25 protein-coding genes and 2 pseudogenes are annotated in these 25,149 nt (G+C 62.5%); 10 read left to right on the top strand and 17 right to left on the bottom strand.

All coding sequences use genetic code 11. The annotated features are described in order from the left end of the window. Positions 1 to 116: 116 nt before the first annotated feature. Both AC788_RS22155 and AC788_RS22150 read right to left on the bottom strand, forming a co-directional pair. Complete coding sequence (locus tag AC788_RS22155; RefSeq protein WP_414705007.1) at positions 117 to 824, bottom strand: methyl-accepting chemotaxis protein; 708 nt, start codon at positions 822 to 824, stop codon at positions 117 to 119. 423 nt (positions 825 to 1,247) lie between these two features. Then, positions 1,248 to 1,757: pseudogene (locus AC788_RS22150) on the bottom strand (MCP four helix bundle domain-containing protein); the annotation flags it as partial. Between the two features lie 208 nt (positions 1,758 to 1,965). Between AC788_RS22150 and AC788_RS03365 the strand changes: the two are divergent. The 4 genes from AC788_RS03365 (at position 1,966) to AC788_RS03350 (ending at position 6,208) form a co-directional block, all read left to right on the top strand. Beyond that, positions 1,966 to 2,514 (top strand): TetR/AcrR family transcriptional regulator, encoded by a 549-nt coding sequence (locus AC788_RS03365; RefSeq protein WP_049859199.1) that lies wholly within the window; start codon positions 1,966 to 1,968, stop codon positions 2,512 to 2,514. Next, entirely contained in the window at positions 2,511 to 3,638 is a 1,128-nt protein-coding gene (locus AC788_RS03360) for an MFS transporter (protein ID WP_049859198.1), read from the top strand. The genes AC788_RS03365 and AC788_RS03360 overlap by 4 nt, the downstream gene beginning before the upstream one ends. 96 nt (positions 3,639 to 3,734) lie before the next feature. Continuing rightward, positions 3,735 to 4,985, top strand: a complete 1,251-nt coding sequence (locus AC788_RS03355; RefSeq protein WP_049859197.1) for an MFS transporter — start codon at positions 3,735 to 3,737, stop codon at positions 4,983 to 4,985. Further along, complete coding sequence (locus AC788_RS03350) at positions 4,967 to 6,208, top strand: arsenic transporter (RefSeq protein ID WP_049859196.1); 1,242 nt, start codon at positions 4,967 to 4,969, stop codon at positions 6,206 to 6,208. The genes AC788_RS03355 and AC788_RS03350 overlap by 19 nt, the downstream gene beginning before the upstream one ends. A gap of 21 nt (positions 6,209 to 6,229) precedes the next feature. On the opposite strand, the gene AC788_RS03345 is transcribed toward AC788_RS03350, so the two are convergent. The 3 genes and pseudogenes from AC788_RS03345 to AC788_RS22140 all read right to left on the bottom strand — a co-directional run. Next, positions 6,230 to 8,314 carry a TonB-dependent siderophore receptor gene (locus tag AC788_RS03345; RefSeq protein ID WP_442965530.1) on the bottom strand — a complete coding sequence of 695 codons (2,085 nt, stop codon included), beginning with the start codon at positions 8,312 to 8,314 and terminating at the stop codon, positions 6,230 to 6,232. 134 nt (positions 8,315 to 8,448) lie between these two features. Further along, a complete protein-coding gene (locus AC788_RS22145) occupies positions 8,449 to 9,312 on the bottom strand; it encodes a methyl-accepting chemotaxis protein (RefSeq protein WP_442965529.1) in 864 nt (287 codons plus the stop codon). Beyond that, a pseudogene (locus AC788_RS22140) lies at positions 9,307 to 10,089 on the bottom strand (MCP four helix bundle domain-containing protein); the annotation flags it as partial. The gene AC788_RS22145 and the pseudogene AC788_RS22140, both read right to left, overlap by 6 nt. A gap of 251 nt (positions 10,090 to 10,340) precedes the next feature. Here AC788_RS22140 and AC788_RS03335 point away from each other — a divergent pair. Beyond that, entirely contained in the window at positions 10,341 to 11,933 is a 1,593-nt protein-coding gene (locus AC788_RS03335) for a putative bifunctional diguanylate cyclase/phosphodiesterase (RefSeq protein WP_049859193.1), read from the top strand. On the opposite strand, the gene AC788_RS03330 is transcribed toward AC788_RS03335, so the two are convergent. Continuing rightward, positions 11,924 to 12,946: an aldo/keto reductase gene (locus AC788_RS03330; protein ID WP_082223553.1), complete on the bottom strand. Its 1,023-nt coding sequence runs from the start codon at positions 12,944 to 12,946 to the stop codon at positions 11,924 to 11,926. The genes AC788_RS03335 and AC788_RS03330 overlap by 10 nt on opposite strands. Before the next feature lie 224 nt (positions 12,947 to 13,170). Between AC788_RS03330 and AC788_RS03325 the strand changes: the two genes are divergently transcribed. The 4 genes from AC788_RS03325 (at position 13,171) to AC788_RS03310 (ending at position 16,270) form a co-directional block, all read left to right on the top strand. Next, positions 13,171 to 13,395 (top strand): hypothetical protein, encoded by a 225-nt coding sequence (locus tag AC788_RS03325; RefSeq protein WP_049859192.1) that lies wholly within the window; start codon positions 13,171 to 13,173, stop codon positions 13,393 to 13,395. A gap of 131 nt (positions 13,396 to 13,526) precedes the next feature. Next, a complete protein-coding gene (locus AC788_RS03320; protein WP_049859191.1) occupies positions 13,527 to 14,483 on the top strand; it encodes a fatty acid desaturase in 957 nt (318 codons plus the stop codon). Between the two features lie 2 nt (positions 14,484 to 14,485). Then, a complete protein-coding gene (locus AC788_RS03315) occupies positions 14,486 to 15,277 on the top strand; it encodes a phosphate/phosphite/phosphonate ABC transporter substrate-binding protein (protein ID WP_049859190.1) in 792 nt (263 codons plus the stop codon). Positions 15,278 to 15,388: 111 nt separating this feature from the next. Continuing rightward, the gene (locus AC788_RS03310; protein ID WP_201777931.1) at positions 15,389 to 16,270 is read left to right on the top strand and encodes an alpha/beta fold hydrolase; all 882 of its coding nucleotides are present in this window, start codon (positions 15,389 to 15,391) and stop codon (positions 16,268 to 16,270) included. Between the two features lie 46 nt (positions 16,271 to 16,316). Here the strand turns inward: AC788_RS03310 and AC788_RS03305 are convergent, their stop codons facing one another. The 8 genes from AC788_RS03305 to AC788_RS03275 all read right to left on the bottom strand — a co-directional run bounded on the left by AC788_RS03305 (position 16,317) and on the right by AC788_RS03275 (position 21,236). Further along, a complete protein-coding gene (locus AC788_RS03305) occupies positions 16,317 to 16,868 on the bottom strand; it encodes a DUF2514 family protein (protein WP_049859188.1) in 552 nt (183 codons plus the stop codon). Next, positions 16,868 to 17,308 (bottom strand): lysozyme, encoded by a 441-nt coding sequence (locus AC788_RS03300; protein ID WP_049859187.1) that lies wholly within the window; start codon positions 17,306 to 17,308, stop codon positions 16,868 to 16,870. Before AC788_RS03300 ends, AC788_RS03305 begins: the two co-directional genes overlap by 1 nt. A gap of 89 nt (positions 17,309 to 17,397) precedes the next feature. Beyond that, positions 17,398 to 17,769 carry a chemotaxis protein gene (locus AC788_RS03295; protein ID WP_049859186.1) on the bottom strand — a complete coding sequence of 124 codons (372 nt, stop codon included), beginning with the start codon at positions 17,767 to 17,769 and terminating at the stop codon, positions 17,398 to 17,400. Between the two features lie 185 nt (positions 17,770 to 17,954). Beyond that, positions 17,955 to 18,683 carry a polysaccharide lyase family 7 protein gene (locus tag AC788_RS03290; protein ID WP_049859185.1) on the bottom strand — a complete coding sequence of 243 codons (729 nt, stop codon included), beginning with the start codon at positions 18,681 to 18,683 and terminating at the stop codon, positions 17,955 to 17,957. A gap of 6 nt (positions 18,684 to 18,689) precedes the next feature. Next, positions 18,690 to 18,875 carry a Com family DNA-binding transcriptional regulator gene (locus tag AC788_RS21215; protein ID WP_082223552.1) on the bottom strand — a complete coding sequence of 62 codons (186 nt, stop codon included), beginning with the start codon at positions 18,873 to 18,875 and terminating at the stop codon, positions 18,690 to 18,692. Between the two features lie 282 nt (positions 18,876 to 19,157). Next, a complete protein-coding gene (locus AC788_RS03285; RefSeq protein ID WP_236690453.1) occupies positions 19,158 to 19,751 on the bottom strand; it encodes a hypothetical protein in 594 nt (197 codons plus the stop codon). Between the two features lie 34 nt (positions 19,752 to 19,785). Continuing rightward, positions 19,786 to 20,484, bottom strand: coding sequence for a replication protein P (locus AC788_RS03280; protein WP_049859184.1), 699 nt, complete (start codon positions 20,482 to 20,484; stop codon positions 19,786 to 19,788). Further along, the gene (locus AC788_RS03275) at positions 20,481 to 21,236 is read right to left on the bottom strand and encodes a DnaT-like ssDNA-binding domain-containing protein (protein ID WP_049859183.1); all 756 of its coding nucleotides are present in this window, start codon (positions 21,234 to 21,236) and stop codon (positions 20,481 to 20,483) included. Before AC788_RS03275 ends, AC788_RS03280 begins: the two co-directional genes overlap by 4 nt. Positions 21,237 to 21,342: 106 nt before the next feature. On the opposite strand from AC788_RS03275, the gene AC788_RS03270 reads away from it, so the two are divergent. Continuing rightward, positions 21,343 to 22,170, top strand: a complete 828-nt coding sequence (locus AC788_RS03270; protein WP_049859781.1) for an XRE family transcriptional regulator — start codon at positions 21,343 to 21,345, stop codon at positions 22,168 to 22,170. A gap of 45 nt (positions 22,171 to 22,215) precedes the next feature. On the opposite strand, the gene AC788_RS03265 is transcribed toward AC788_RS03270, so the two are convergent. The 3 genes from AC788_RS03265 to AC788_RS03255 form a co-directional block, all read right to left on the bottom strand. After that, positions 22,216 to 22,560: a DUF1654 domain-containing protein gene (locus AC788_RS03265; protein WP_049859182.1), complete on the bottom strand. Its 345-nt coding sequence runs from the start codon at positions 22,558 to 22,560 to the stop codon at positions 22,216 to 22,218. A 184-nt stretch (positions 22,561 to 22,744) separates the two neighbouring features. Further along, positions 22,745 to 23,542 (bottom strand): sulfite exporter TauE/SafE family protein, encoded by a 798-nt coding sequence (locus AC788_RS03260; RefSeq protein ID WP_049859181.1) that lies wholly within the window; start codon positions 23,540 to 23,542, stop codon positions 22,745 to 22,747. Positions 23,543 to 23,546: 4 nt separating this feature from the next. Then, complete coding sequence (locus tag AC788_RS03255) at positions 23,547 to 25,112, bottom strand: bifunctional protein tyrosine phosphatase family protein/NAD(P)/FAD-dependent oxidoreductase (protein ID WP_082223551.1); 1,566 nt, start codon at positions 25,110 to 25,112, stop codon at positions 23,547 to 23,549. Positions 25,113 to 25,149: the final 37 nt, after the last annotated feature.

The raw sequence follows: 25,149 nt of genomic DNA, 5'->3' as shown, positions 1-25,149 counted from the left end.
CCCGATGGTCAGTCGCAAGGGGAATCACTCGAAACGAGGCTGCATAGGATGTATCGGCAGCCTTTCCCCAAACTGTATACGGCTTCGCGCAAAGCGTTCCACTGCCCTTCGTCCGTCTAGACCGCGCCGAAGAACGCTACCTTCTGCGACAGTCGATCGGCCAGTCGTGCCAGCTCGGTGCTGGCGGTGGCGACCTGTTGCGAGCCGGTCGCCGACTGCACCGTCGAGCCGTGGATCCGTGTGATGTTCTGCGAGACATCGTCGGCCACCGCGCTCTGTTGCACCGAAGCACTGGCGATCTGCGCGTTCATCAGGTTGATCGCGCCCACCTGCTCGCTGATCTTGGCCAGGGCGTCCTGGGCACTGCGGGTCTGGGTGACGGTCTGCCCGACCAGTTCACAGCTGCTGCGCATGGTCTGCGCCGCCGCTTCGGTACCCGACTGCAGGGTGCTGATCATCTCGCGGATTTCTTCGGTGGACTGCTGAGTGCGGTTGGCCAGTGAACGCACTTCGTCGGCGACCACCGCGAAGCCACGACCATGCTCGCCGGCGCGAGCGGCTTCGATCGCGGCATTGAGGGCCAGCAGGTTGGTCTGCGCGGCGATCGAATTGATCACATCGATGACCGACTCGATCTTTTCGCTGTGACGCGAGACCTGGTCGACGGTGTCGGTGGTCTGTTCCAAGGTCACCGCCAGTTGCTCGATGGCCTGGGTGGTGCTGGCCACCAGCCGGTTGCCGCTTTCCACTTCGACATCCGCCAGCCGTGACGCATCCGCAGCCTGGGCGGCGTAACCGGACACTTCACTCACGGTCGCGGCCATCTGGGTGATGGCCGTGGCCACCTGCTCTGCCTCGCGGGTCTGCAGGCGGATGTGCGCGTCGTTGGACGTCGAGGTGGCGGACAGCTGTGCAGAGGAGTGATTGACCTCCCGCGCTGCAGTGCGCACCTGCTCGATGGTTTCGGCCAAGTGGCCCAGCGCGGTCTTCAACACGCCCATGACGCTGCCGGGGTGCTGGGTGACGATGGTCTGGTTGAGGTTGCCCGCCGCCAGTTGCTCGATGGCCAGAGCCACTTCGGCCGGCTCGGCGCCTAGTGTCGACTTGACGAAGCGAATGATCACGATCGACAGCACGATGCTCAGCAACAGCGCGATGCCGGTCGCCACCAGCATCAGCGTGCTGAACTGACTGGCTGTGGCCTGCACTGCGCCCAGCTTGGACTTGATCGAGGCCTCCTCGTAATCGATCAGCGCATTGATGCGTTTGAGCCATTCGCTGTAGTCGGCCGAGGTCTGGCGCAGCAGCAAGGCCTGCGCGCCCTGGATATCACCGGAGCGGCGCAGGTCGATCAGGGTACGGCTGGAGTCAAGGGTCTGGCGCTCGATGCTTTTGATCGCACCCAACAACTCGCGCTCTTGGGGCGTCACGGAGGCCTTGTCGTAGAGCTGATCCATCGGCGCGGCCGAGTCGATGTAAGCCTTTTCCAAGGTGGCCACTTCCGCCAGGTGTTTTTCCAGGTCACGGTCGTTGTCCACCAGCACCGCATCACGGATCGCGATGGCCCGGTTGTGCACACTGCCGCGGAAATTGATGGCGTAGCGCTGGATCTTGGCGGCATTTTCGCTGACGTCACTCAATGTCGAGTCGATGAAGGCGACCCGTTGAATGCCGATGGCAGTGATCATGATCAACAAGGCAAGGATGGCTGCGAAGCTCAGGGCTATGCGCGTGGCCAGGGACAAGGGTCTTTTCATGGGAGGCTCGGCAGTAGTCCCGGCGAGGACTGAATAGGTGCGCGATGCTGAACTGCGATCACGCCGACGTGGCGGACTTTACGGCGCCACCGATCCAGAAACCAATTGCAATTTCACTGAAAAATAATAGCGAAATGCTATCAAACTTATGAAGCCTGCAACTGTATCACGCACTTGACAGGTAAAACGATCGCTTTACACTTAATTCATGGACAAACGAACCGAAATTCTCGCCAGTGCCGCCCGTACCTTCGAAACCCAGGGCCTGCGTGGCGTTGGCATCGACCAGGTCCTCGCGCCCTCCGGCGCTTCAACGCGAACCCTCTACAAGCACTTCGGCTCCCGTGACGGTCTGGTGATGGCCGTGCTCGAAGACCGCCATCAGCAATTCATGGCCCAACTGGCCAGCGAGCGTGCAGACGGCGAGGCGATCGCATCCCTGTTCGATACGCTGGCGCATTGGGTGAACGCCCGGGGTGCCAGCGGCTGCATGCTGCTGCGCGCGCGCAGCGAATACGCCCAGGCCAACGAGGCCATCGTCGCGTTGGTGCAACAGCAGAAAGCGCAGTTCCATGCCGAGATTGCCGCGCGCGTGCACACCGATCTCGGCCGTGAAGAGACCGCGCTGGCCCTGCAGGTCTGGATACTGTTCGAAGGCGCCACGGCTGCGGCCACCGTCGCCGGCCCGGCAGTCATCGATCAGGCCAGACAAGCTGCTTTGACCCTGATGGCGTGTGCCAAAGCCGCTCGGTCATGAAGCGCGGCCTCAATCTGGTCGCGGCCGCTTTCGCCCTCACCGCGCTTTCATATGGGCTGGCGCGCTTCGCCTATGGCCTGTTGCTGCCGCAGATCCGCGCGGAGCTGGCGCTGGACGCGACCGCCGCTGGCTGGATCGGCAGCGGTGCCTTTGCCGCTTACTGCGTCGGTATCGTCCTGACCTTCGTCTGCAGTGCGAGCTTCACCCCACGCACCCTCGCCGCTTTCGCCGGCCTGACCGCCACGGCTGGCATGGCGTGCATCGTGGTCGCCTCGTCGGCCTGGATGATGGGTGCAGGCGTTGCATTGGCGGGGCTGAGCACCGGCTTGACGTCTCCACCGCTGGCGAGCGCGGTCGCCGCGCACTTCGTCGATGAAGGCCGGGCGAAAGCGAATGCCGCGATCAACGCCGGCACGGCCGCTGGCATCGTCTTCTCAGGCGCGGCAGCGGCCATGACGGAGAGCGCATGGCGTGAACTGTATGCCCTCTTCGCCCTGATCGGCGCCGCAGTCACGCTATGGCTGTGGTTCGCCCTGCCGAAGGCGCGGAGCAGCGAAACCACTGCGGGCTTCTCGCTGCAGATCCTGCGTCGCCCCGGGCTGGCAGTGCTCTGCGCCAGCGCCTTCGCCATGGGCCTCTCGAGCACCGCCATCTGGACGTTCGGCGCCGACATTCTGCGCGGCACCTTTGGCCTGAGCGACACCGGCATCGCCTGGGCCTGGATCGTACTGGGGGCTGCCGGTGTCAGCGGCGCGGCCACCGGTGTATTGATCGAGCGTTTCGGTACGGCACGGGTCCACGCCTTTTCGCTGCTGGGCATCGTTGCGGCGATCCTGACCCTGGCGGCAAGCGGATACAGCCTCGCCTTCGGCTTCGTGGCAATGGGCGTATTCGGGGCTGCCTATATCGTGTCGTCCGGCACCTACCTGATCCAGGGCATCGCCCTGCTCCCGGATCGACCGGACCTGGGCCTGGGATTCCCGTTCCTGTGCCTGGCGCTGGGACAGGCAACCGGCGCTCCGCTGTTCGGTGCAACTCTGGATGCCGTGGGGGTCACAGGCGCCCTTTTCGCCTTCGCCCTACCGGCCGTGGTGGCGATCTTTCTAAGGCCTCGAGTCGGCTAGAAAAATCTTCACGCGGTCGCGCCGCTGCGTCTGGAACTTACGCCCGTTTCGCCCACTCAGTTCTGTACCTGTCTGCCCTCATCCGAGACCACTGCCTTGGCCACATCTGCCACTTCGCGGCGTAACGCGCTGTCTCTCGACGGCCTGAATTTCTTCCTGGCCGATGTCCGTGACGGGCTCGGGCCGTATCTGGCGATCTACCTGCTGGCCGTGCACAAATGGGATCCTGGCAGCATCGGCCTAGTCATGACCCTGGCGGGTCTGGCGGCACTGCTGACCCAGACACCGGCGGGCGCGCTGATCGACAGGACCCGACGCAAGCGCGCGGTGGTCGTGGCCGCCGCCCTGCTGGTCACTGCCAGCTGCGTAGTCCTGCCATTCATTACCTCGTTCGGCCTGGTCGCCGCCACCCAGGCACTGGGCGCCATCGCAGGCTCGGTGTTCGCACCGGCCATCGCCGCCATTTCCCTGGGCATCACCGGCCCGAAAGCGTTCACCCGCCGTACCGGGCGCAACGAAACCTTCAACCATGCCGGCAACGCTTTCGCGGCCCTGCTCGCGGGTGGTTTTGCCTACCTGTTCGGACCGGTCGCGGTGTTCTATCTCATGGCCGCCATGGCGCTGGCGAGCGTGGTGGCGGTGAGCTGCGTGAAAGCGGACGCCATCGATCACGACGTCGCGCGCGGGCTGGAAGCGCATCACCAGGACGGGCACGACCAACCCTCAGGTTTCAAAGTGCTGCTCGGCAACCGCGCGCTGCTGGTATTCGCGGTCAGCTGTGCGCTGTTCCACCTGGCCAATGCGGCCATGCTGCCGCTGGTCAGTCAGAAGCTGTCACAGATCGACCTGAGCATGGCCACGCCGCTGACGTCGGCCTGTATCGTCGCCGCGCAACTGGTGATGGTCCCTGCCGCCCTGCTGGTGGGCGCGCGGGCCGATCAATGGGGCCGCAAGCCGTTGCTGCTGGCCGGCTTCCTGATTCTGCCGATTCGCGGCGTGCTCTATACGTTTTCCAATGACCCTTACTGGCTGGTCGGCGTGCAACTGCTCGACGGCATCGGTGCCGGCCTGTTCGGCGCACTGTTTCCACTGGTCGTCAAAGACCTCACCCACGGCACCGGGCGCTTCAATGTCAGCCTGGGCGCGCTGACCACCGCATTCGGCCTGGGTGCCGCACTGAGTAACGGTCTGGCCGGTTTCGTCGTGCAGGAAGCCGGCTACAGTGCAGCCTTCCTCACCCTGGCTGGCGTCGCCGGCGCGGCCTTCCTCCTGCTGCTCACCGCCATGCCTGAAACCCTGCGCCGCGACACCGAAGAGGAAGCCGTACCTTGCCCCACGCCAGTCTGATCATCTGGGGCGTCAGCCTCTTCGCCACCTTGGGCATCATCACCCGACCCCTGCGGATTCCCGAATACGTCTGGGCACTGGCAGCTGCGATCGGGTTGGTCGCAGGTGGTCTGATCGCCTGGTCGGCGGCTCTGGCCGCAGTGCTCAAAGGCGCCGATGTCTACCTGTTCTTGGTGGGCATGATGCTGCTGGCCGAACTGGCCCGACGCGAAGGGCTGTTCGACTGGCTGGCGACCGTTGCCGCCCGCCAGGCCCGTGGCAGCGCGCAACGACTGTTCGATCTGGTGTTTGCGGTGGGCACGCTGGTGACCATCTTTCTGTCCAATGACGCCACGGCCGTGGTGCTGACACCGGCGGTGTATGCAGCCACACGGGCAGCCAAGGTCAACCCGCTACCGTATCTGTTCGTTTGTGCGTTCATCGCCAATGCCGCCAGCTTCGTGCTGCCGATTTCCAACCCAGCCAATCTGGTGATATTCGGCGAGCACATGCCGCCGTTGCTGGAGTGGCTGGCCATGTTCAGCCTGCCGTCGCTGGCGGCCATCGGCATGACCTACCTGGTGCTGCGCCTGACTCAGCGACGGCATTTGCAGCAGCGTCTGGAACTGATCGAAGAACTGCCCCACCTGAGTATGGGCGCACGACTCACCGCCGCCGGGCTGGGCGTCACGGCCGTGGTGCTGCTGACCGTATCGGCGCTGGACGAAGCCTTGGGCTTGCCGACCTTCCTGGCGGCCTTCGCCACCCTTGCGGTGGTGCACCTGTACAAGCGCAGCAATCCCTGGCCGGTCTGCAAGGGCGTGGCCTGGGGCGTGCTGCCATTGGTGGCCGGGCTGTTCGTGCTGGTGGAAGGCATCGGTCAGACCGGGGTGACCGCACACCTCGCCAGTTGGCTGGAGCAGGCGGCGAAGCAGGCGCCGGAACAGGCTCATTGGTGGGCTGGAATACTGGTCGCCATAGCCTGCAATATCGGCAACAACCTGCCGGTCGGCCTGCTCAGCGGATCCATCAACGAGCTGGGCCATCTGCCGCCCAATGTCACCGGGGCGCTGGTGGTCGGCGTGGACCTGGGCCCCAACCTGTCGGTCACCGGCTCCCTGGCGACCTTGCTGTGGTTGATCGCGGTACGCCGCGAAGGGGTGCAAATCAGCGCCTGGGCCTTTCTCAAGCTGGGGGCGGTGGTCATGCCCCCGGCCCTGATCGCAGCGTTGTGGCTGCTGTGAGGGCTAACCGGAAGGCGTCTTTCAGAACTTTACGCTGGCCGTGAGCCGCGCCGTGCGCAACGCACCCTCTTCCACCTGCAACGCGCTGCTGCCGGTGGTCGATGGGTAATACTGCTTGTTGAACAGGTTGTCGATGTTCAACTGCAGGCGCGTCTCGTACCCACGCGTCGGCAGATCCCAACGTACGAAGGCGTCTGCCAGGGTGTAGCTGTCCATCCAGAAGCTGTTGGCGTTGTCACCCGGCCGCTCGCCCACGTAACGCGCACCGGCGCCCACATGCCACTGACCGGTCTGCGCCGGCAAGGCCAGATGGTGGGTCAGGTACAGGCTGGCGGTGTGCATCGGCGCATTGGGCAGACGATTGCCCTCCTGCTCGGGCGCTTCTGCGTTCTTCAGCACTTCGGTATGGCTGTAGGCGTAGGTGCCGATCATGCTCCAGTCCTGGGCGATCTCGCCGGTCACATCCAGCTCGATACCCCGTGAGCGTGCCTTGCCGACGGCCTCATCGAGGCTGTCGCCATTGCTCTGCAGCACGCTGTTGACCAGGTTCTTCTTCTCGATGTCATAGACCGCCAGGTTGACGTTCAACGCCGCGCTCGGGGTGTACTTGATCCCCGCCTCATAGCTGCGACCCTCGGTCGGCTTGAAGCTGTTGCCCGCGTCGTCGGCGTCGTTGGGCACAAAGGAGCGGCTGTAGTTGGCATACAGCGCCACTGTGTCACTGGGCTGGTAGACGATCCCGCCGAACGGAATGAATTCATCGCCATTGGAGTCCGCGCCGGGTGCGTACGAGCGGCCCAGACCCTGGTCGCTGTACTGGTCCCAATGCGCCTGACGGCCACCGAACACCAGGATCCAGCGGTCGTTCAAGTGCCAGTTGTCCTTGAAGTACAACGAGGTGGTGACCAGGTTGTTCTCGGCATTGCTCTGCGCCGCACTGACCGTGGTCGGTTCGGCCAGACGGCCATAAACGGGGTTGCGGATGTCGATGTTGCCGGCGGCGGTGTTGGCGTTGCGGTAGGTCTTGCCGCGGTATTTGTCCAGCGACTCGTTGTCCACGCCCACCACGATTTCGTGGCGCTGGCCGAACAGCTGCTGATCGCCGATCAGATCCAGCGCGGTATAACGGCTTTCATAGTCGTAATGGCCGCCATTGGCGATGCGTCGCAGCGTGTTGCCGTTGAGGGTATTGGGCTGGGCGATGGCGAGGCTGTAACGGTCCTCGGTCCAGCCGTAGGTCAGGCGGCTGCGCCAGGCATCGCTCAACTGGTACTCGAACTTGGCGGTGGTGCTCTGGCTGATGCCGACCGTCTTGGCCCAGCGCTCGTCGAGGCGGTCACGGTAGCTGATGTCGGCCGGCCGCCCGCCGACGAACACGGTGCCGCGATCGAAGGGACTGGCATAGTCGTTGTAGGTGTAGGCCAGCGAGGCGCTGGCGCGCTCGCCGACCCAGGCGATCGACGGCGCGATCAGCGTATGTTCGTCGGTCCCGTAATTGCGCCAGTAATCCTCATGACTGCGCTCAGCCACCAGTCGGTAGGCCAGATCGGTGTCACCCAGCGGGCCGGTGGTGTCCACCGACAGCGAACCGCCGCCCTCGCTGAAACCCGAGGCGCTGAGGGTCGTGCTGCGGGTGAACTGGGGCTGCTTGCTGACGACGTTGATGACCCCGCCCGGTTCCAGTGCGCCATACATCAGCGACGCCGGGCCCTTGAGCACCTCGACATGATCGGTGGTCGCGCCCAGGTTGCGGCCGATGGCCGAGCGGATACCGTCGCGCAGGATGGAGTTGTCGTCGTTGCTGCCAAAGCCGCGCTTGATCAGCGCATCCTTGGTCCCACCCAGGGTGTTGGTCTGGGTGACGCCGCTGACGAAACGCATGGCGTCATTGAGGTCCTTGACCTGATAGTCGTCCAGCGTCCTGGCGGTGACCGCATTGACGGTTTGCGCTTCGTCGCGATTCTGCGTGGCGCTCTTGCTCGCCGTTTCCCCGCGGGCCTGGGTGTAGCTGTCGGCGCCGTCAGCTTCGCCGGTGGCCTGGATGACACTGGAAGGCAGCTCTGTGGCTGCGATGGCCAGGCCAGGCAGGACTGAGCACAACAGCACCCACGAAGGGGCCCGATTCAACGACTTGACCACGCATGTAACTCCGTACTGGATGAAAGACGCGAATGCGTCCCATCTGTATTGTACGGGTTACCGTGATCATTTGCCGAGCCCGTTGAACCATTTCGAACATTTTACAGACGGAAGCGGCTCACCAGATCATTGAACGAGGTGGCCAGGCGTGACAGATCCTGGGTCGATGCGCTGGTCTGATGGGCACCGGCTGCGGTCTGCGTGGACAGGTCCTGAATGTTGATCAGGTTGCGGTCCACTTCGCGGGCCACGTGGGCCTGCTCTTCGCAGGCACTGGCGATCACCACGTTGCGGTCATTGATCTGCGCGATCCCGGTGGCGATGGATTGCAACGCCTCCCCGGTGGCCTTGGCCAGCACCTGGGTATCGCCCACCAGCCCCTGACTCTTGCCCATGGCCGCCACCGCCTGATCCGCACGCGAACGTACCGCCCCGATCATGCTTTCGATTTCGCCCGTCGAAGACTGGGTCCGTGCCGCCAGGGCCCGGACTTCGTCGGCAACCACGGCGAAACCGCGTCCCTGCTCGCCGGCACGGGCCGCTTCGATGGCCGCGTTGAGGGCCAACAGGTTGGTCTGCTCGGCGATCCCGCGGATCACATCGAGCACCTTGCCGATATCGCGTACCTGTACCGCTAGGTCTTCGACGATGGTGGTCGACGACTGGATCTCGACCGTGGCGTTGTTCACCGCATCCACGGCATTGCGCGCCTGCACAAGACCGTCGGTGGCCTGGCTGCTGGCGGTCTTCGAAGCTTCGGAGGTGGAAATGGCATTGCGTGCGACTTCTTCCACCGCCGAAGTCATCTCGGTAACGGCCGTGGCCGCCTGCTGAATCTCGTCGTTCTGGCGCAGCAGCCCGCGACTGCCGTCTTCGGTGACCGCATTCAGTTCTTCCGCAGCCGAAGCGAGCTGGTTCGAAGCATCGGCGATCTGGTGAATGGTCGCCTTGAGGCCTTCCTGCATCTCGCCCAGCGCCGTCAGCAACTGCCCGGTCTCGTCGCGCGCAGCGCTGCCGATGGTATGGGTCAGGTCACCCTTGGCGATCAACTGAGCGCTGGCCACTGCTGTGGCGATGGGGCGGCTGATCAAGCGGCTGATGAACAGCCCGAGTGCCAGGGCAGCCAGGAAGGCCAAGGCGATGCCGATGTACAGCACGGTGATTGCCGCCTGTTCCTGCTCTTCGGCGTCACGTGCGCCTTCGCCGATCTGCCGGTTGTTCGACTCGACCATGATGGTCAACTCGTCCATGACCGTACGATAGGCCTGCTGGATCTCGCCCGACATCAGCGCGCGCGCTCCCTGGACGTTGCCGGAATCGAGGACGGTCAGCACTTTCTGGATCTGCGCCTGATAGATTGGCCAATCACGTTCCATCTGGTCGCCAGCGGCACGCTCGTCGTCCGCCAGCGGCGTCTTGCGATAGATCGCGAAGGCCTTCTCGCTGTCCGCCTGGTTGGTGGTCATGGCCTGGCGGATGGTGTCCTTGACACCCTGCGCATCGTTCTCCGCGTGAGCGGCTATCAGCGCATACAGATCCTTGAGCTGGGCAATCGCCTTGCTCTTGGCTTCGGCCGTCTTGGAAACCGACACCAGGTTGTTGGAGAACACCAGCTTGAGACTGTCCGACAACTGGCTGACGCCTCGACTGCCCAGCAGGCCGACGCCCAGAGTGATGAGCGCACACAACCCGAAGGCTGCGATCAATTTGGAAGATAACTTTGCATCGCGCAGCCACGTCATACGAGAGTCCTGTCAGGTCGACCGAAAGCGCCGTAGAGTCGGCGCTTTACATAAAGGTCATGGGCGTTATGAGCGGTCTATCGGCGCTGACGATAGAAGCTTGAATGACATTCGTCGCCGACGCCTTGCCACTCGCCAGTGCGGTTTCGTGGCGACCAAATGCACATGAATGCCGATCAGCGGTGGGAACACTTATGGAATAATGGCTGTCTGACATCACTCCATCCTCCACCTGGCCCTGCGAGGCCACCATGACCGATCTACACCGCCGAAATCCGTGCCGCCTGCCCACGCTTCTGCTGCTCAGTCTGCTTACCGTGGTGGGTCTTTCCATGCTCTGGGAATTCCACCTCGAAGCCTCCGTCATGCATTGGCTGAACCTGCCCTACGACGGTGATTTCGAAGACGCCGAACGCTGGCGCTTCGTCCTGACGGCCTCGGGCTTTTCGATGCTGTCCCTGATCCTCCCCACCGTTGTGCTCAAGCGCCTGGTGGTCAATACGCAATCGAGCTATCGGCGCCTGCAAATCATCCAGGCGCAGACCGAGACCCTGGCCAAGTACGACGCCCTCAGTGGGCTGATCAATCGACGCGTATTCATGGACGTCCTGCATAAACATTTGGACGAAAGTCGGCCCGTGGCGATCTTGCTGATCGACCTGGACCATTTCAAGGCCATCAACGATCAGCACGGTCACTCGGCGGGAGACAGCGTGTTGGTGGAGATCGCTCATCGACTGCAGGGCATTGCCGCAATCCACGCGGGCACGGCCGCGCGCCTGGGCGGGGACGAATTCTGCCTGATGTTCCAGGGCCACCGGGAAGAAAGCGAACTCAGCGAAATCGCCGAGCTGACGGTGCGCTGGCTGAGCGAGCCGGTACTCGAAGCTACGCTGTGCGGGCGCCTGGGCGCGACCATCGGCATTTCCCGTTCATGGATGGACGCCAGGGAAGCCTCGTCCCTGCTGCATTGCGCAGATACCGCCATGTACCGGGGGAAGAACACCGGACGCTCGACGTTCAATTTCTACGACAACGATTACGAGCGGCTGATGCGCGCTCAAGCCGATCTGGATCTGGCGCTCAAGCACGCGGTGGACCGAGAAGAAATCGTGCCGTTCTTCCAGCCCATCGTCACCCTGCCCTCACAGCAGGTCGTGGGTTTCGAGGTCCTTGCACGCTGGCTGAAGCCCGATGGCAGCACCGGCATGCCTGGGGATTTCATACCGATCCTGGAGCGCCTGGGGCTGATTCCGGCAATGACGCGCTCGCTGGTCAGGCAAGCCTGTCGAGCGGCCAGCCGCTGGGATGACCACCTGCATCTGTCGCTGAACGTCAGTGCGACGATGATCACCGACGAGCTGTTTCCGGATCACCTCTTCGACCAACTCAAACAGGAGAACTTCCCGTTCGAGCGATTCGAAGTCGAGATCACCGAAGAAGCGCTGGTGGGCAACCTGGAAGCAGCCCAGCGCAACCTCAGCAAACTGCACGGGCATGGCATCAGCGTCGCGTTGGATGACTTCGGGATCGGCTACTCCGGCCTGTATCATCTGACTCGGCTGTCCATCGACAAGATCAAGATCGACCGTTCCTTCTTCGAAGCCGGAAACATCGACCATCTGCCCATGGTCGAGGCCATCCTGGGAATGGCACGCAGCCTGAACATGAAGGTGACGGCCGAGGGCATCGAGGATTTCCACCAACCCTACCTGCCCAAATGGCTGGCGGAAAACGGCTGCCACTATGCTCAGGGCTACCTATATGGGTATCCGCAGGCAGGCAGCACGATAGCGACTGCCGTTCACGGGCCTTCGATCGCCTGCATCGCGGCTCAGAACTGAACCCGGCGACCCGTCACCGGGTAGCTCGGGTCGGTGTACCCGGGCGTCGAGCTGTGGCCTGCCACGACCAGGCCATCGACGAACGCCTCGTCTTCTTCGGTGAACCGGTACTGCAACGCTGGCACATAGTCCCGCCATTGCGCCTCGGTACGCGGGCCGGCGATCGTCGAGCTGATCAACCGATTGTTCAGCACCCACGCCAAGGCAAACTGCCCCGAGGTGATGCCTCGCGCCTGGGCGTGATCCTTGATTCGCTGGGCCAGGTCGAGCGACTCGGGACGCCATTCGGTCTGGTGCAGCCGCGGATCGCTGCGTCCTGCCCGCGTGTCGCTGCCGGGCTCGGCTCCGGGCTCGTACTTGGCGGTCAGCACGCCGCGCGCCAATGGGCTGTAGGAAACCACACCGATGCCGTAATGCTCGGCCGCCGGCAGATGCTCGCTCTCGATCTGCCGATTGGCCAGGTTGTACAACGGCTGGCTGACGGTGGGCCGCTCGACGTTCAGCAGGTCTGCCACACGGCAGAATTCGGCAAGCTTCCAGCTGCTGTGGTTCGACAACCCGTAACCCCGGATCTTGCCGGCACGTATCAGATCGGCCAAGGCACGCACCGTTTCCTCCACGGGGGTGAACGGGTCTTCGCGGTGCACGTAATACAGATCCAGATAGTCGGTCTGCAACCGGCGCAGGCTGCCTTCCACCGACTCGACCACACTGTGCCGCGATGCCCCACGTCCGTTCGGCCCCGGGACACCGGGGTTGGGATTGACGAACTTGCTCGACAGCACCCAGCGCGAACGCTGGCCGGCGATCAGCTTGCCCACTGTGATTTCCGAGGCACCATCATTGTAGTTGTTCGCCGTGTCGATGGCGTTGATGCCCTGCTCCAGCGCATCGTCGACGATGCGCCTGGCAGTGGCGTCGTCGGTCTGGCCGCCGAACATCATGGTGCCCAGGGTGATTTCGGAAACCTGAAGACCATGACGGCCCAGGCGGCGGTATCTGACGTCACTCACAGGTACATTCCTCCATTGACGGGAATAGCCATCGTGATGGCCCGGTTCCTCGATGCTGGCCTATCCCAAGCGATCCATCAAGCGCGAAGCCTATCGCTAGCATCGACAAATACTATTGAAGTTCAGTGGGGCATGGCCGATAGACTGGTTACATCCCTATCAGAACGCCGTGCTCATCGATTGGCCAGGACGCCGAAACAACGATAGAGCCTTTGGAGCAGCTCATGGCCGCCACCCACCTCAAGGAAATGCAAGCTGACGTACAAGACGCCGCACTCCAGCTGGAGATGCTGTATCAGATGCTCAGCGGCCACGCTCTGTTCCTGCGCAGCCGGAACATCGACCACCTGATCGATGACGTGTTGTTGATCGAAAACCAGGCAGGTGCTCTGGCACTGTCGATCCAGGACTTGAAAGGTGCAGCATTGAGAATGGGCGAAGCCGCGTAACTTCGACGCCCATTCTTTGCACTCATCATTTATTCCATTCAGTGCTTTCTAGAGAGCCTTTGGTGATTATCCAGACATAAGTGTCAGTGCTACTGTCGGTCGCATAACGATCAGCAGTTGCGTGACTTCATATGCCTAACTACCTGGATACCCATCACCGACACTCCATCCTGCAATTGCAGGCCACCTGGACCGCGCGCAGCGAGTGGCCTACGTGGCTGTTGCTGTTGGGCATCACCGGCGGCTGGTGGACGGTGATCACTCTGACCCCTTCCATCGGGCGTGTGCTGACCCTGCTGCTATTGATCCCCCTCATCACGCTGTGGATGTCGCTGCAGCATGAACTGCTCCACGGGCATCCCACACGCTGGCGCGCCGTGAACAAGTTGCTGGGCTACGCGCCGCTGGCCATCTGGTACCCCTACACGCTGTATCGCGACAGCCATCTGGCCCATCACCGTGATGAAACCATCACCGTGCCGCAGCACGATCCCGAAAGCCGCTACCTCGATGCCCAGACCTGGTCGGGCAGCGCCGGGCTCGGGCAAGCGTTGCACTGGCTGAACAAAACCCTGATCGGCCGTCTGGGTGTGGGCCCGGCTCTGGCGCTGGCCGGGCTGGCCAAAGAGCAGTGCACACGGCTGGTGCGCGGTGACAGGCAGGCCTGGCTGATGTGGACGACCCACCTGGCGTGCGTGGCGGTACTGTTCTGGTTCATCACCCGTCACGGCGTGCCGGTGGTCGACTACCTGCTGGCCAGCGTGCTTGCACTTGCGTTGTCCATGGTCCGCTCCTATTACGAACATCGCCCCGCCGATGCCCCCGAGCAGCGTTCGGTGCTCAACGAAGCGGGCTGGCCGTGGCGCTGGCTGTTCCTCAATCTCAATCTGCACCTGGTCCATCATGACCTGCCGGGGTTGCCTTGGTACTACCTGCCCAGGGTCTACCGCGAGCGGCGGGCCGACTGGCTGCAACGCAGTGGGCATTTTCTGGTCAATGGCTACAGCGAACTGTTCCGCAACTATGCCGTGCGCCCCGTGGACAGCCCCCTGCACCCGCGCAGCGCCAGCGCCAGCGCCAGCGCCTGAACATGAGTCGTGAAGTGATCGCCGAACTGTCGATGTACCCCGCACCCACCGCCGTCGGGAGCGCCTACCAGCGCTGGCTGCAAGAAACCCTGCAGTTGCTGGACATTCAGCGGCGGGACAATTGGCAGGGTTCCCTGCACGAGCTCTGGCTGCATCCGCGACTGCTGCTCGCGCAAACCTGCGGTTTCCCGCTGGTCACCGAGCTCAAGAAACAGGTCCGCGTGGTGGGCCGACCTTGTTTCAAGCTGCCCCACGCATCGGCGGGACAGCACTGCAGCCTGTTGATCGTTCGCCATGATGACCCACGACAGACCCTTCCCGAGTTCTTCGACTGCCGCGGCGCCTACAACAGCATTGACTCCAACAGCGGCATGAACCTGTTGCGCCACGCGCTCATTGCCCATGTGCGCGACGGTCGATTCTTCAAGCACCTGGAAGCGACCGGCAGCCACCGCCAAAGCATCGCTCACGTGGCTCTGGATCATGCCGACCTGGCTGCCGTCGACAGCGTGACGTTCGCCTACCTGGCTCGGCATGCGCCGAGCGAGGTGGCGGGCGTGCGCGTGCTGGCCCGTACCGCCAATGCGCCGACCCTGCCGTTCATCACCGGCTTTCAGGGCCCGGAGCCGGAATCGATCCGAGCGGCGATGAACGCCGCCCTGGCCAATCTGCCCGAGGTGGCTGAGGCGCTGGGCATCGTGACGGTCGAGGAAACCGCACTGGAGGATTACAACGTATTGCTGGGGTATCGGGAGGCAGCTCGGCTGGCGATCACCCAGCAGGAATTGTGGTGAGCATCCTCGCCGTGGCGCTGACTTCGTGCCTGCATCGCCATTCTGGACGGTAATGCGCTGGTCCCGCCGTTGTCACAGCCTCATCACCCACAGGAGGATGAGCCAGTGAAAATGATTCAAGCAGGCGTGCTCAACGTCGCGTACCGGGACCTTGGCCCAGCCGATGGGCCTGCGGTCGTGCTGTTGCATGGCTTCCCCTACGACATCCGCGCCTACGACGCGGTGGCCGAACGGATCATCGCCGCCGGTTGCCGATGCATCGTCCCCTACCTGCGCGGATACGGGGGCACGCAGTTCATCGCCGCCAGCACGCCTCGCTCCGGTGAGCAGGCGGCCTTGGGTGCGGACCTGCTGGCACTGCTGGATGCATTGCAGATTCCCCAGGCCGTGCTTGCCGGCTACGACTGGGGTGGCCGCGCAGCGTGCGTGGTGTCCGCCCTGTGGCCCGAGCGCGTCGCGGGACTGGTCAGTTGCGAGCCGGGCTACAACATCCAGGACATTGCCCATGCGACCCGCCCCGCCGCCCCGGAAGCCGAGCATCGCTTGTGGTATCAGTACTACCTGCACGGCGCCCGTGGCTACGCCGGCCTTGAAGCCGATCGGCATGCCTTCTGCAAGCTGCTGTGGCGACTATGGTCGCCGACCTGGGCATTCACCGACGAGGTGTTTTCGGCCTCGGCGCAGTCGTTACACACCACCGACTTCGTCGACGTGGTCACGCACTCCTATCGCCATCGCTTCGGACTGGTCGACGGCGATCCGCAGTACGCAGCCATCGAACAGAGACTGGCGAAGCAACCGGTCATCGCCGTGCCGACGGTCATCCTGGCCGGTGCCAGCGACGGTGTCACTCCGGTTCAGGATGAGCAGCAGGCGCTACGACGATTCAGCGGCCCTGTTCGTCGGACGATTCTCGAAGGCGTGGGCCACAACGTCCCGCAGGAGGCACCGGATGAATTCGCTCGGGCGGTGTTGAGCCTGGTGGGGATTTGAAGGACTGACCGTTCTGCGCACCCGACAGCTGGCGCCAGGAGTGCCTTCACTCATCAGCGTGCGCAGCAGCGCCATCATGGGCTCGACCGCCGCGCTGTCCACTGATCACATCATAAGCACGCTCGCACGCCTGACCGGCTATTCGGGCGCGGTCATAAGCCTTCGCCAAGTCTCCCGCTCGCGCATCAGCGCGCTCGAGCAATTGGGAGAGCACCAGGGCGGCGCGGGCGGCTGACGGGCCTCGGTCGGCAGCGCCGGCAGTGCTGGCGCAGGTACCAGCGTTGGCGGCAAGCTTTCCGGCCTGGATGCGCAAGCGGTCAGCAGAAGCATCGATGCCAACAGCATCGGAATTGGCAGCAGCGATTTCCTTTCTTGCATCGATTCCTACCTGATTGGCTTCGCGCTGGAAGCGTTGCTCATCGTCGCGAGCGGCCTGAACGGCTCGCACCTGTTCGACCTGCTGGGCGGCCACGGCCTGCGCCCACTGTGCGTCTCTGGCAGCATGGGTCACCGTCACCCCATGGCGGTAGGCGCCATACAGCGCGGTGGCGCCCAGCCCTAGCACGATGACGAGCCGGACTTGCGCTACCCCTGACATCACGTGATGCCCAGAAACAGCGCGCGCTCGGCGGCGCGACGCTTGACCAGGCCCGGCAGGACCTTCCCGCCGGCACTCACCCACCGGCTGAACTGCTCGGCTGCGCCAGCGGTATCGCCCGCATTCAACCGATGCAGCAGTGTCGATTCGGCAAAGCTGGCTTCGCCGACGTTGTAGGTGAAGGACACCAGTGCATCGAATTGCCCTTGGTCGAGTGGCACAACCCCCCGCCGCTCCACAGCCCGCTCGAATCGAACGAGATCCTCGCCCAGCATTCGCTCAGCCTGGGCCTCGGTGATGACACTGTCAGGGGTAACGCCCAATGTCCGGCCATATCCGATCGTCCAGGGCGGCCCGCCAGTGCCAGGGTCCGGGTACGCCTCAAGTTTCAAACCTTCAGCGGACTTGATCAGAGCAATGCCTTTTGCGGATGTCTTCATGTGTTCCTCCAGACGAAAAAAAGCCCGCACGCGGCGGGATGGGAGATGTGAGGGGTGAGGTGCGATACGCGCCATTGCGCTTGTGTCTATCAAACCGAGCCACCGAGCTGTGATCGCAGTCGAGCGATCTCGGCACTTTGCGTAGTGACCTTGTCCGTGAGCTGAGCGACCTGCCCGGTGAGGGCCTCTATCTTGCCTTCCATGCGGCCCACGGCAGCGGCGAGTGCATTGCGTTCCTTGGCGAATTGATCGGCGCGGGCGTCGGATTCCCTGCGGGCCATGCGTTCGGCGTCGAGCAATTCCGTGAGCCGGCGGACGGTATCGATATCGGCTTTGTCCATTGCCCTATCGGTGGCATCCCTGGACAGGAACTTGCGCAGCCAGAGAAATCCGCCCAGCAATACGGTGCCCGTCCCGCCCAGCCACGCGGCTGTGCCCGGGCCGAGGTCGTTAGGGTCCATAAGTGCTCCGGTAAGTTTGAAGTGGGATACAAACGCTCTTTCCAAAAAAGCGTTTGATGGGGTTGCGAGCCGGTCGAGACACGTTGTCTCCCGGACTCGCGGAAATTGGGTGTGACGCTCGCTGTTGCGCAAGGATGTCGCGGATGCCTTCGTTATGGCAGCAGCATCCGCGACCTCCAAGACCGTCAGGCGTGGGTAGTGGTCAGTTTATAAAACAGCGCTTCGGATTGGTTGGCGTCCTCCACGGTGCTGGTAGCAGTGGAGTTGTTGTAGACACCGGCCTTGAAGTAGAACAGCGGCGCCGTGCTCTGTTGCAGCCACAGCGCCAGATCCCCGGCAAAGTTCTCGCGCACCTCGCCCACCTGAACATAAGCAGTGAGTTTCCCGGTCGAACTGACTTTGACGTAGTACTGGATCCGGGCACCCTTCGCGATGCCTTTGAACAGATCACTGTTGACAGGATCCTTGTCCGGATCTGCACGAAAGGAAGCCACCACCTTGTAAGTCGTCGCAGGCGCGCGCTCTTTTTCGTAGGTGAATTTGAAAAGCGGGCTCTCGCCATTGTCGACATGGATCTGGCCGATGTATACCGAGCCTTCTCGCGTGTCTACCTTGTCGGGAACACGGTTGACGACCAGCGACGCACCCATGGCATGGGTGCCGCCGGAGGCTTCCCAGTTCCACTCCTGATTGGTGCCGGGCTTGTATTCCCGGAACTCGCTACGGGTCTTGGTGGATCGTGCGGTGGTGAAACCATTGACCGGCGCCGTGAACCGCAGATAGCTGTCGGTGATCTCGAAGTACTTGTTGCCGGTGATGGCCGCTACTTGCGAGGGCGTGTAGGTCTTGGCCGAGTTGCCGTCAGCTTCGGGGGTGGTCAGGGACCAGTGAAGATCGATTGGAGAAGTTGCCATGTGAAGTTACCTTTGAGTTGAGTTTGATGCGGAGAATTCCGCTTTCGTGTCGCTCACAGGCGATCGCTCGAGGCTCGTGGCCTTCACATGATTCAATGTGCCGCAGCGGGTACATTTGATCTGGAGCTCAGTGAACTCGCCCATGCGGGCAAGCAGTCGTTTGCATTTACCGCATCGGCAATCTTTCAACATCTGCTGATTCCTTCTATTCTGGCCACGCTCCGCTGTTGGGCGTAATAAACGTAGCGAACGGGCAGGCGGGTTCCTTGCGAGTTGCATCACCCGCGAAAGCGACCTTTCGTTTTTGCAAAGTGCAGAAACGCGAAAGCCCCGAAATATTCGGGGCTCTCAGGTTTCTGTAAGGCATAAAAAAACCCGACGCTGGGTCGGGTTTTTAAAATTATTTTCTTTGAGCCAGGTTCTGAAGACTAAGTTCTCAAGATAGGGAAATGATGCCTGACTGCCGACAAAAGATCAAGCAACTTCTTTCATGGCAGCGATTGTTTTTGCAACGGGCGCCAACGCGGCCTTATCCAGTTGGTTGCAGGCATCAAAACAGCGCTCGACGAAACTTCCCCAGTCCCTGGCCCACTGATCACCCACCAGTCGCACCCCTGAAGTTTCCAGAATGTACTCGCGCATCTTCTCCACTGTTGGTAGAGGGTCGATCCCCTCCCCCTGCCCGCCCTGGTTCAGACGCTTGTAGCGCAACAGCACCACTTGAGCCACATACCGTGCCTTCTCGAACTTGCGCGCCGTCATCTTCGGGCCGGCGGCGTAAGCGATGTGCAGCACGCGCTCCTGCGCCTCTTCTTGCTCATCGACATCGCTGAGCGGACTGTACAGATGGTTGCCAAAGGCCTGCAGATAACCTGGCAGTGTTGCGATCGCCTGCTGGATCCGCGCAGAGATCGACTGGTGCATCGCGTGCCGGCTGTTGATCGATTTCGCGGTCTTTTGCACCGAGCAGCCCAGACGGCCGATCTGTTCGAAGTGCGCACCTTGGCGGTCCCATGGGGTATAGAAAGCGTCGTGCCAGGCTGCCCGGGCGCTGTTGAGTTGCATCATGCTGTGCTCTCCTTGAATTCGCCGCAGTCAGTCATCACGAAATGTTCCGCTTGCCCAATGTCGCCATCAGCAGCTCGCGGGCCTGGGCGCCGTCCGCTGGAATACCCTGCTGAATCATCCGCGCCTGCACCTGACGATCAGCGTGTTCATCAGCACGCTGCAGCTCGGTCTTGCGCCGCTTCTGGTCAATCTGGATCACGGCTTCCATGGGGCGGCCCGCCTGCGCGCGCAGCAGGATGACCGCATAGTGACGGTCGAAGCGCTGGCGCAGGCCTTTATCGTCCGGCCTGGCCCCACGCAGATCGAACAAACCGGTGGCCCTGGCCGCCAGATGGACGCCCTCATGGCTGTAAGTGCCCATCAGCACTTCGATCCACGCCTCCATCGCCGACGGCATGCCCAGGCATTCGGGGCCTGGCCTGCACATGGCGATGAACTCACCCACGCTTGGTGCGAACGGCTTCTGCGCCTTGCGGCAGTTCTGGATACCGAACTCGATCTGCTCCAGCGAACGAATACCCTGCGCTGCGAACCCCTGGATCCACTCTTCCTTCGCCGCGTTCAGTGCCTCGGTCGATGGCCACGCCTGGCGCCAGGCCGGGAAGATTCCGCGCAGCTTGCGAAACAGTGCATTGACGACTGCGGTGGTTTCGGCCGAAACCGGCACAGCCTGGACCGTCTCGACCGCAGGCAGATTATGAGCGGATGCCAGCAACTGATTCACTGATTTCATGCCTTCACCATCAGCCCTTCGGCCCACGAAGTGTCATCGAAATCAGGCTCGCTGGCCTTGCGCAATGGGAACGGATGGACGCTCGCGCCGGTGGCCGCATCGCGCTTGATCCACTTCACCAGCAGACTCACCCAGGCCAGCTGCGTCTCGAAACGGCCAGAGGCGGCGTAGTGACAGACGAACGCACCGATGGCCTCATGCGTGAACAGCGCCTCGGCCAGACCCATGCGTTTGGCGAAGGCGGCCAGCAAGCGCGGGTCGGGCTTCCATTCGAGGCTCATCTGGCAAGCCGCTGTGGGATCGACTGATTCAGGGGGATGTTCACCGCGCGCGCCGAGCGAGTTGTGTTGATCTTCTCCTGTTCCATTCCCTTCCCTTCCGGCGTCGAGCGGTCGACGATCGCTCGACGACTCGTCGTAGAGCGCCGCCGGAAAAGGCGGATGCCTGAAGTTCTTTTTCTCGATCTTCTGGTGCTTCCAGCCCATGACATGCAAGTACTGCTTGCCCTCGACGGTGTAGCGACGCGTCAGATGGGCGCCTTCCAGCTCGCCCAACAGTTCGCTGACCTCATCGCTGGTCATGTCATCGCCGGGAAACACGAGCGCCTTGATCGTCCTGGGTGACAGCGGATGGTTGCCGCCGTCGTCGCAGAAATTCCAAAGACCAATGAACAGCAGACGGGCCAATGGGCGGCAGGACATGACCTGCTCGCTCGACCAGAACTCGGGTTTGACGGTGCGGATACGGGCCATTTACTGGGCCTCCCTGTAAATATATGCACACAATAATGCACTAGTGCATATATGTAAACAGAGTGCATCCTTGATGTATGCACCGCCTGAAGCGACGATTGCACTCATGCATAAAACTATCGATAAAATCCTGGCCGAGCTGATGGCTCGCGAAGGACTGAACCAGGCCAGGCTTTCAGCCCTGACGAAGGTCGGTCAGCCCACGATCTCGCGAATACTCAAGCCCAACGGCCCAAAGGGAATCAAGAACCCGACCGACACCCAGGTGCGGCCGATCGCCGATCACTTTCGGATCAGCACCGATCAATTGAGAGGCTATGCGCCACTGGATGCTGCCGCGACCCAGGACTCGGCAGCACAGGCCGAGCCGGCTTCGGCCATAGCGCTGGTGAAGGACATGCTGGCGCGCGCTTCCAAACTGCCGGAAGGCTTGAAGCAAAGGATTCTTGCCACTGCCGAGCACGGAGACAACGTCATCACGGTCGATTTTTCGCGCCCTGGCCAGGTCGGGGATGAAGTGTGGATTGCCCATTACGACGTGCGCGCCGCCATGGGTGGCGGGCAGATCCCCCATGAATACCCGGAAATGCTCCAGGACATCAGGGTCAGCCCGCAGCACCTTCGCGAGATGGGGGTCAGGTTCAAGGAGCACTTTCATCTGAAGATGATCACCGGCTGGGGCCAGTCGATGGCGCCGACGATCAAGGACCGTGATCCCCTGCTGGTGGATGTGACCATTCGCGAGTTCACCGGCGACGGCATCTACCTTTTCTCCCACGATGAGATGCTCTACGTGAAGCGTCTTCAGAAGAAAGGCAAGGATCGCTTCAAGATGATCTCGGACAACGAGCATCACGACCCGGAAGAAATCCGCGTAGACGATACGCATATCCTGGCCCGGGTGTTGTACGTGTGGAATGGGCAGCCCGTTTGACGGGCGGCTGAAGCTCGATAATGAAGGTAGGTGCTATCTGTACATTCAGAATGGCGCCGATCTGGAGTCGGAGGCCCAGGGATCCGTTGCCACCTGGCTATCCTGCTCCCATTCATCCACGCCCGGCCTGCCTTTCTTTTCAGGCTCCTCCCAACGGACCGTTACGCTGCCGTCATCATTGTGCGACAACTCCAGTTCGTCGGTATCGGCCAGTATGCCCAGCACCTCGTCCCACTCCCTGTCGCCATCGCTGTCCAGCCTGGCAATAGTCACCCATCGCTGAAGTTGGGCGATCGGATGATTGATCATTTCGGACACGCGCAAGCTCAGGCGCTCCATCCCTGTCAATCCTTGGCGCTCCTCGTGCGCCGCCTCCACGTGCCCCACCATACCGCCCCCTTAAGCTGTATGCATATCCAGTATTAGGCGGAAGCATAACGAGGGCTGCGGGAAATGTGAACCCTGCGTTGTGGGATTTTTCCTTCAAGCATGCAGGGGTCGGATGATGCACCGGCGCATGCCCGCACGAGCGGCATCCTTCGGACAGCACTGCAGCATTAGCTGTCTCGACTGCTCATCCAATGGCAAAGAAAGTCTTGCCCAGCATCAGCAGGCTCACGCAGACGCAGAGCACAGAAAACATTTGCTGCAAAAGCCGTGCAGGCAGGTTCGGCGCCGCAAGGCGACCGCCAATCATTCCAACCAGAGCTGCCGCAGTGAACAAAGCGCCTGACGAGGAGAACGTCATACCCTGGCTGAACAGATGGCCCCAGGTGCCCAGCGAGACCAGCGTGACGACCATCAACGAGGTGGCGACCACACCGTGCATGCGCACATCGCTGAACTTCCGAAAAGCGGGGACGATGAGAAACCCTCCCCCCACGCCCAACAGGCCGGTCAGAAATCCCGACGCTGCGCCAATCGAGGCCAGGGTGGCCAGGCAGCGGGCATTCCAGTCGAGTCGACCCGTGGCTGGATCGAGCATGCAGTTACGCTGCAACGTGCCTTGCGCTTCGTTGTCAGCCCTGGCCTGCAGGTACATCCGACAAGCCACCACCAGCATGACTGCGGCGAACAAGATCATCAGCGCTGTGCCGGGGACAAGCGCGGCGACGTAAAGTCCCAGCGGCGCAACCAACCAGCCTGCGGCGGCCATGGTGGCTGCCGCCTTGTAGCGCACCAGGCCTTGGCGCAGCCCCTGCATCGCGCCGATCAGCGCCGCGCTCCCGACCGCGAGCAAGGCGACGGGCGTGGCCTGGGTCACCGACCAACCCAGCCCCAGGGTCAGGGCTGGAATTGCCAGGATGCCACCACCTGCGCCGGTGAGCCCCAGCACCAGGCCCACGCAGGCCCCCAGCAGGAACGTCAGCATCCGCTCACTTCGAGGCGCAGTCGGTGAACCACTCGCGCCCCTTGAGCATGCCGTTCCAATAGAACCATGGCAGCAATCGCGCCTTGAGGAACCACGCCGACCGGCGCGGTATGGTCGGGTCCATGGGAAACGTCGGCAGCAGTTTCCCGCCATAGCCGAACTCGGCCAATATGACCTTGCCCTTCTCGACAGTGAGTGGACACGACCCGTAGCCGTCGTAACGACGAGGCGGTTCAAGGCCTTTGCGCAGTGCCATGAGATTCTCCGCAACCACCACGACCTGCTTGCGGGCTGCCGCAGCGGTCTTGGCGTTGCTGGTGCCGCAGACATCGCCTGCGGCGAAGATTTCCGGATAGCGCGGATGCTGCAAGGTCGCCGGGTCGACCTCGAACCAGCCTGCCTTGTCGGCCAGTTCGCTGCGGCGAATCACATCCGGCGCTTGCTGGGGTGGCACGACGTGCAGGACATCGAAAGGCTTCTGCACACGGGTCACATTGCCGTGCGCGTCCGTGACATCGAACCAGGCGGTTTTGCCGGGACCGTCGACCTTGACCAGATTGGACTGAAAGGCCAGTGCTGCGCCGTACGCTTCGACGTACTTCATCAGCGGGGCGACGAATGTGGCAACCCCGAACAACGCAGGCCCCGCCAGGTTGAATTCCACGGAAATCGACTTCAGCACGCCCTCCTTGCGCCAGTGATCGCAGGACAGGTACATCGCCTTCTGCGGTGCACCTGCACATTTGATCGGCATCGCCGGCTGGCTGAACAAGACGTTCCCGCTGCGCAGAGCGCGCACCAGTTCCCAGGTGTAGGGCGCCAGATCGTGTCGGTAGTTCGAGGTCACCCCATGCTTGCCAAGCGTGTCTTCGAGACCCTCGATTTTCTCCCAGGCCAGCTGCAGTCCAGGGCAGACGATGAGCTGCTGGTAACCCAGCTCGGTACCATCGCTGAGCAACACACGCTGACGGCCGGGCGCGAAGGCCGATACCGACGCCTTGATCCAGTGTGCGCCCTGGGGAATGACGCTGCCCATTGGACGCAGGGTGTCATCGATGTTGTAGGCGCCCCCGCCCACGAGCGTCCAGGCGGGTTGGTAGTAATGCTCGCTGGCGGGCTCGACGATCGCAACGCGTAGCGAAGAATCCCGCTTGAGCAGACTGGCCGCGGCAGCGATGCCGGCAGAACCACCGCCCATGATCACGACATCGTACTGCCGGGTTTCGGGGCTGCCCTTGGTTGCAAGCTCGTAGAGCCTGGCGGATCGATTGCCGGTACGGCAGTAGGCAAGAATGGGCTTGGGCAGCCGCTCCAGCAGTGCCTTCAGCGCTTGACCCTGCGCCTCGGTGGCACCAGAACTGGCCACAGGCAGATAGTGAAATTCCAACCCTGACGCGACGGCCGCGCGCTCCATGGCCAGATGATCGGGTTGCTCCGCCCCACCCTCTTGATCCGGACGATTGCAGATCACGCTGGCGAAGCCTTGCGCCCGCACCTGCGGCAGATCACCCGGCTCGAGCTGGCCCGCCACCGAGAACCCTGCATCTATACGCTTTACCACTTGCTCCATTGCAAACTCCAGGCATGTACGCTGTATGAGGGTGCAG

It is taken from the genome of Pseudomonas sp. RIT-PI-a (genome assembly GCF_001187875.1).
GTDB classification, from domain to species: Bacteria; Pseudomonadota; Gammaproteobacteria; order Pseudomonadales; family Pseudomonadaceae; genus Aquipseudomonas; species Aquipseudomonas coleopterorum.
Note: the sequence above shows the minus strand (reverse complement) of the source record. Positions and strands in the feature narration are given on the sequence as shown.

Bases quoted from the DNA above. Each gene is read 5' to 3' on its own strand.
- AC788_RS22145 (WP_442965529.1), bottom strand. From the start codon at position 9,312: ATGCAGGAAGGCCTCAAGGCGACCATTCACCAGATCGCCGATGCTTCG.
- AC788_RS21215 (WP_082223552.1), bottom strand. From the start codon at position 18,875: ATGTTGAAAGATTGCCGATGCGGTAAATGCAAACGACTGCTTGCCCGC.
- AC788_RS03365 (WP_049859199.1), top strand. From the start codon at position 1,966: ATGGACAAACGAACCGAAATTCTCGCCAGTGCCGCCCGTACCTTCGAA.
- AC788_RS03295 (WP_049859186.1), bottom strand. From the start codon at position 17,769: ATGGACCCTAACGACCTCGGCCCGGGCACAGCCGCGTGGCTGGGCGGG.
- AC788_RS03320 (WP_049859191.1), top strand. From the start codon at position 13,527: ATGCCTAACTACCTGGATACCCATCACCGACACTCCATCCTGCAATTG.
- AC788_RS03265 (WP_049859182.1), bottom strand. From the start codon at position 22,560: ATGGTGGGGCACGTGGAGGCGGCGCACGAGGAGCGCCAAGGATTGACA.
- AC788_RS03275 (WP_049859183.1), bottom strand. From the start codon at position 21,236: ATGGCCCGTATCCGCACCGTCAAACCCGAGTTCTGGTCGAGCGAGCAG.
- AC788_RS03325 (WP_049859192.1), top strand. From the start codon at position 13,171: ATGGCCGCCACCCACCTCAAGGAAATGCAAGCTGACGTACAAGACGCC.
- AC788_RS03255 (WP_082223551.1), bottom strand. From the start codon at position 25,112: ATGGAGCAAGTGGTAAAGCGTATAGATGCAGGGTTCTCGGTGGCGGGC.
- AC788_RS03305 (WP_049859188.1), bottom strand. From the start codon at position 16,868: ATGTCAGGGGTAGCGCAAGTCCGGCTCGTCATCGTGCTAGGGCTGGGC.
- AC788_RS03360 (WP_049859198.1), top strand. From the start codon at position 2,511: ATGAAGCGCGGCCTCAATCTGGTCGCGGCCGCTTTCGCCCTCACCGCG.
- AC788_RS03260 (WP_049859181.1), bottom strand. From the start codon at position 23,542: ATGCTGACGTTCCTGCTGGGGGCCTGCGTGGGCCTGGTGCTGGGGCTC.
- AC788_RS03280 (WP_049859184.1), bottom strand. From the start codon at position 20,484: ATGAAATCAGTGAATCAGTTGCTGGCATCCGCTCATAATCTGCCTGCG.
- AC788_RS03285 (WP_236690453.1), bottom strand. From the start codon at position 19,751: ATGATGCAACTCAACAGCGCCCGGGCAGCCTGGCACGACGCTTTCTAT.
- AC788_RS03315 (WP_049859190.1), top strand. From the start codon at position 14,486: ATGAGTCGTGAAGTGATCGCCGAACTGTCGATGTACCCCGCACCCACC.
- AC788_RS03310 (WP_201777931.1), top strand. From the start codon at position 15,389: ATGATTCAAGCAGGCGTGCTCAACGTCGCGTACCGGGACCTTGGCCCA.
- AC788_RS03300 (WP_049859187.1), bottom strand. From the start codon at position 17,308: ATGAAGACATCCGCAAAAGGCATTGCTCTGATCAAGTCCGCTGAAGGT.
- AC788_RS03270 (WP_049859781.1), top strand. From the start codon at position 21,343: ATGCATAAAACTATCGATAAAATCCTGGCCGAGCTGATGGCTCGCGAA.
- AC788_RS22155 (WP_414705007.1), bottom strand. From the start codon at position 824: ATGGCCGCGACCGTGAGTGAAGTGTCCGGTTACGCCGCCCAGGCTGCG.
- AC788_RS03290 (WP_049859185.1), bottom strand. From the start codon at position 18,683: ATGGCAACTTCTCCAATCGATCTTCACTGGTCCCTGACCACCCCCGAA.
- AC788_RS03335 (WP_049859193.1), top strand. From the start codon at position 10,341: ATGACCGATCTACACCGCCGAAATCCGTGCCGCCTGCCCACGCTTCTG.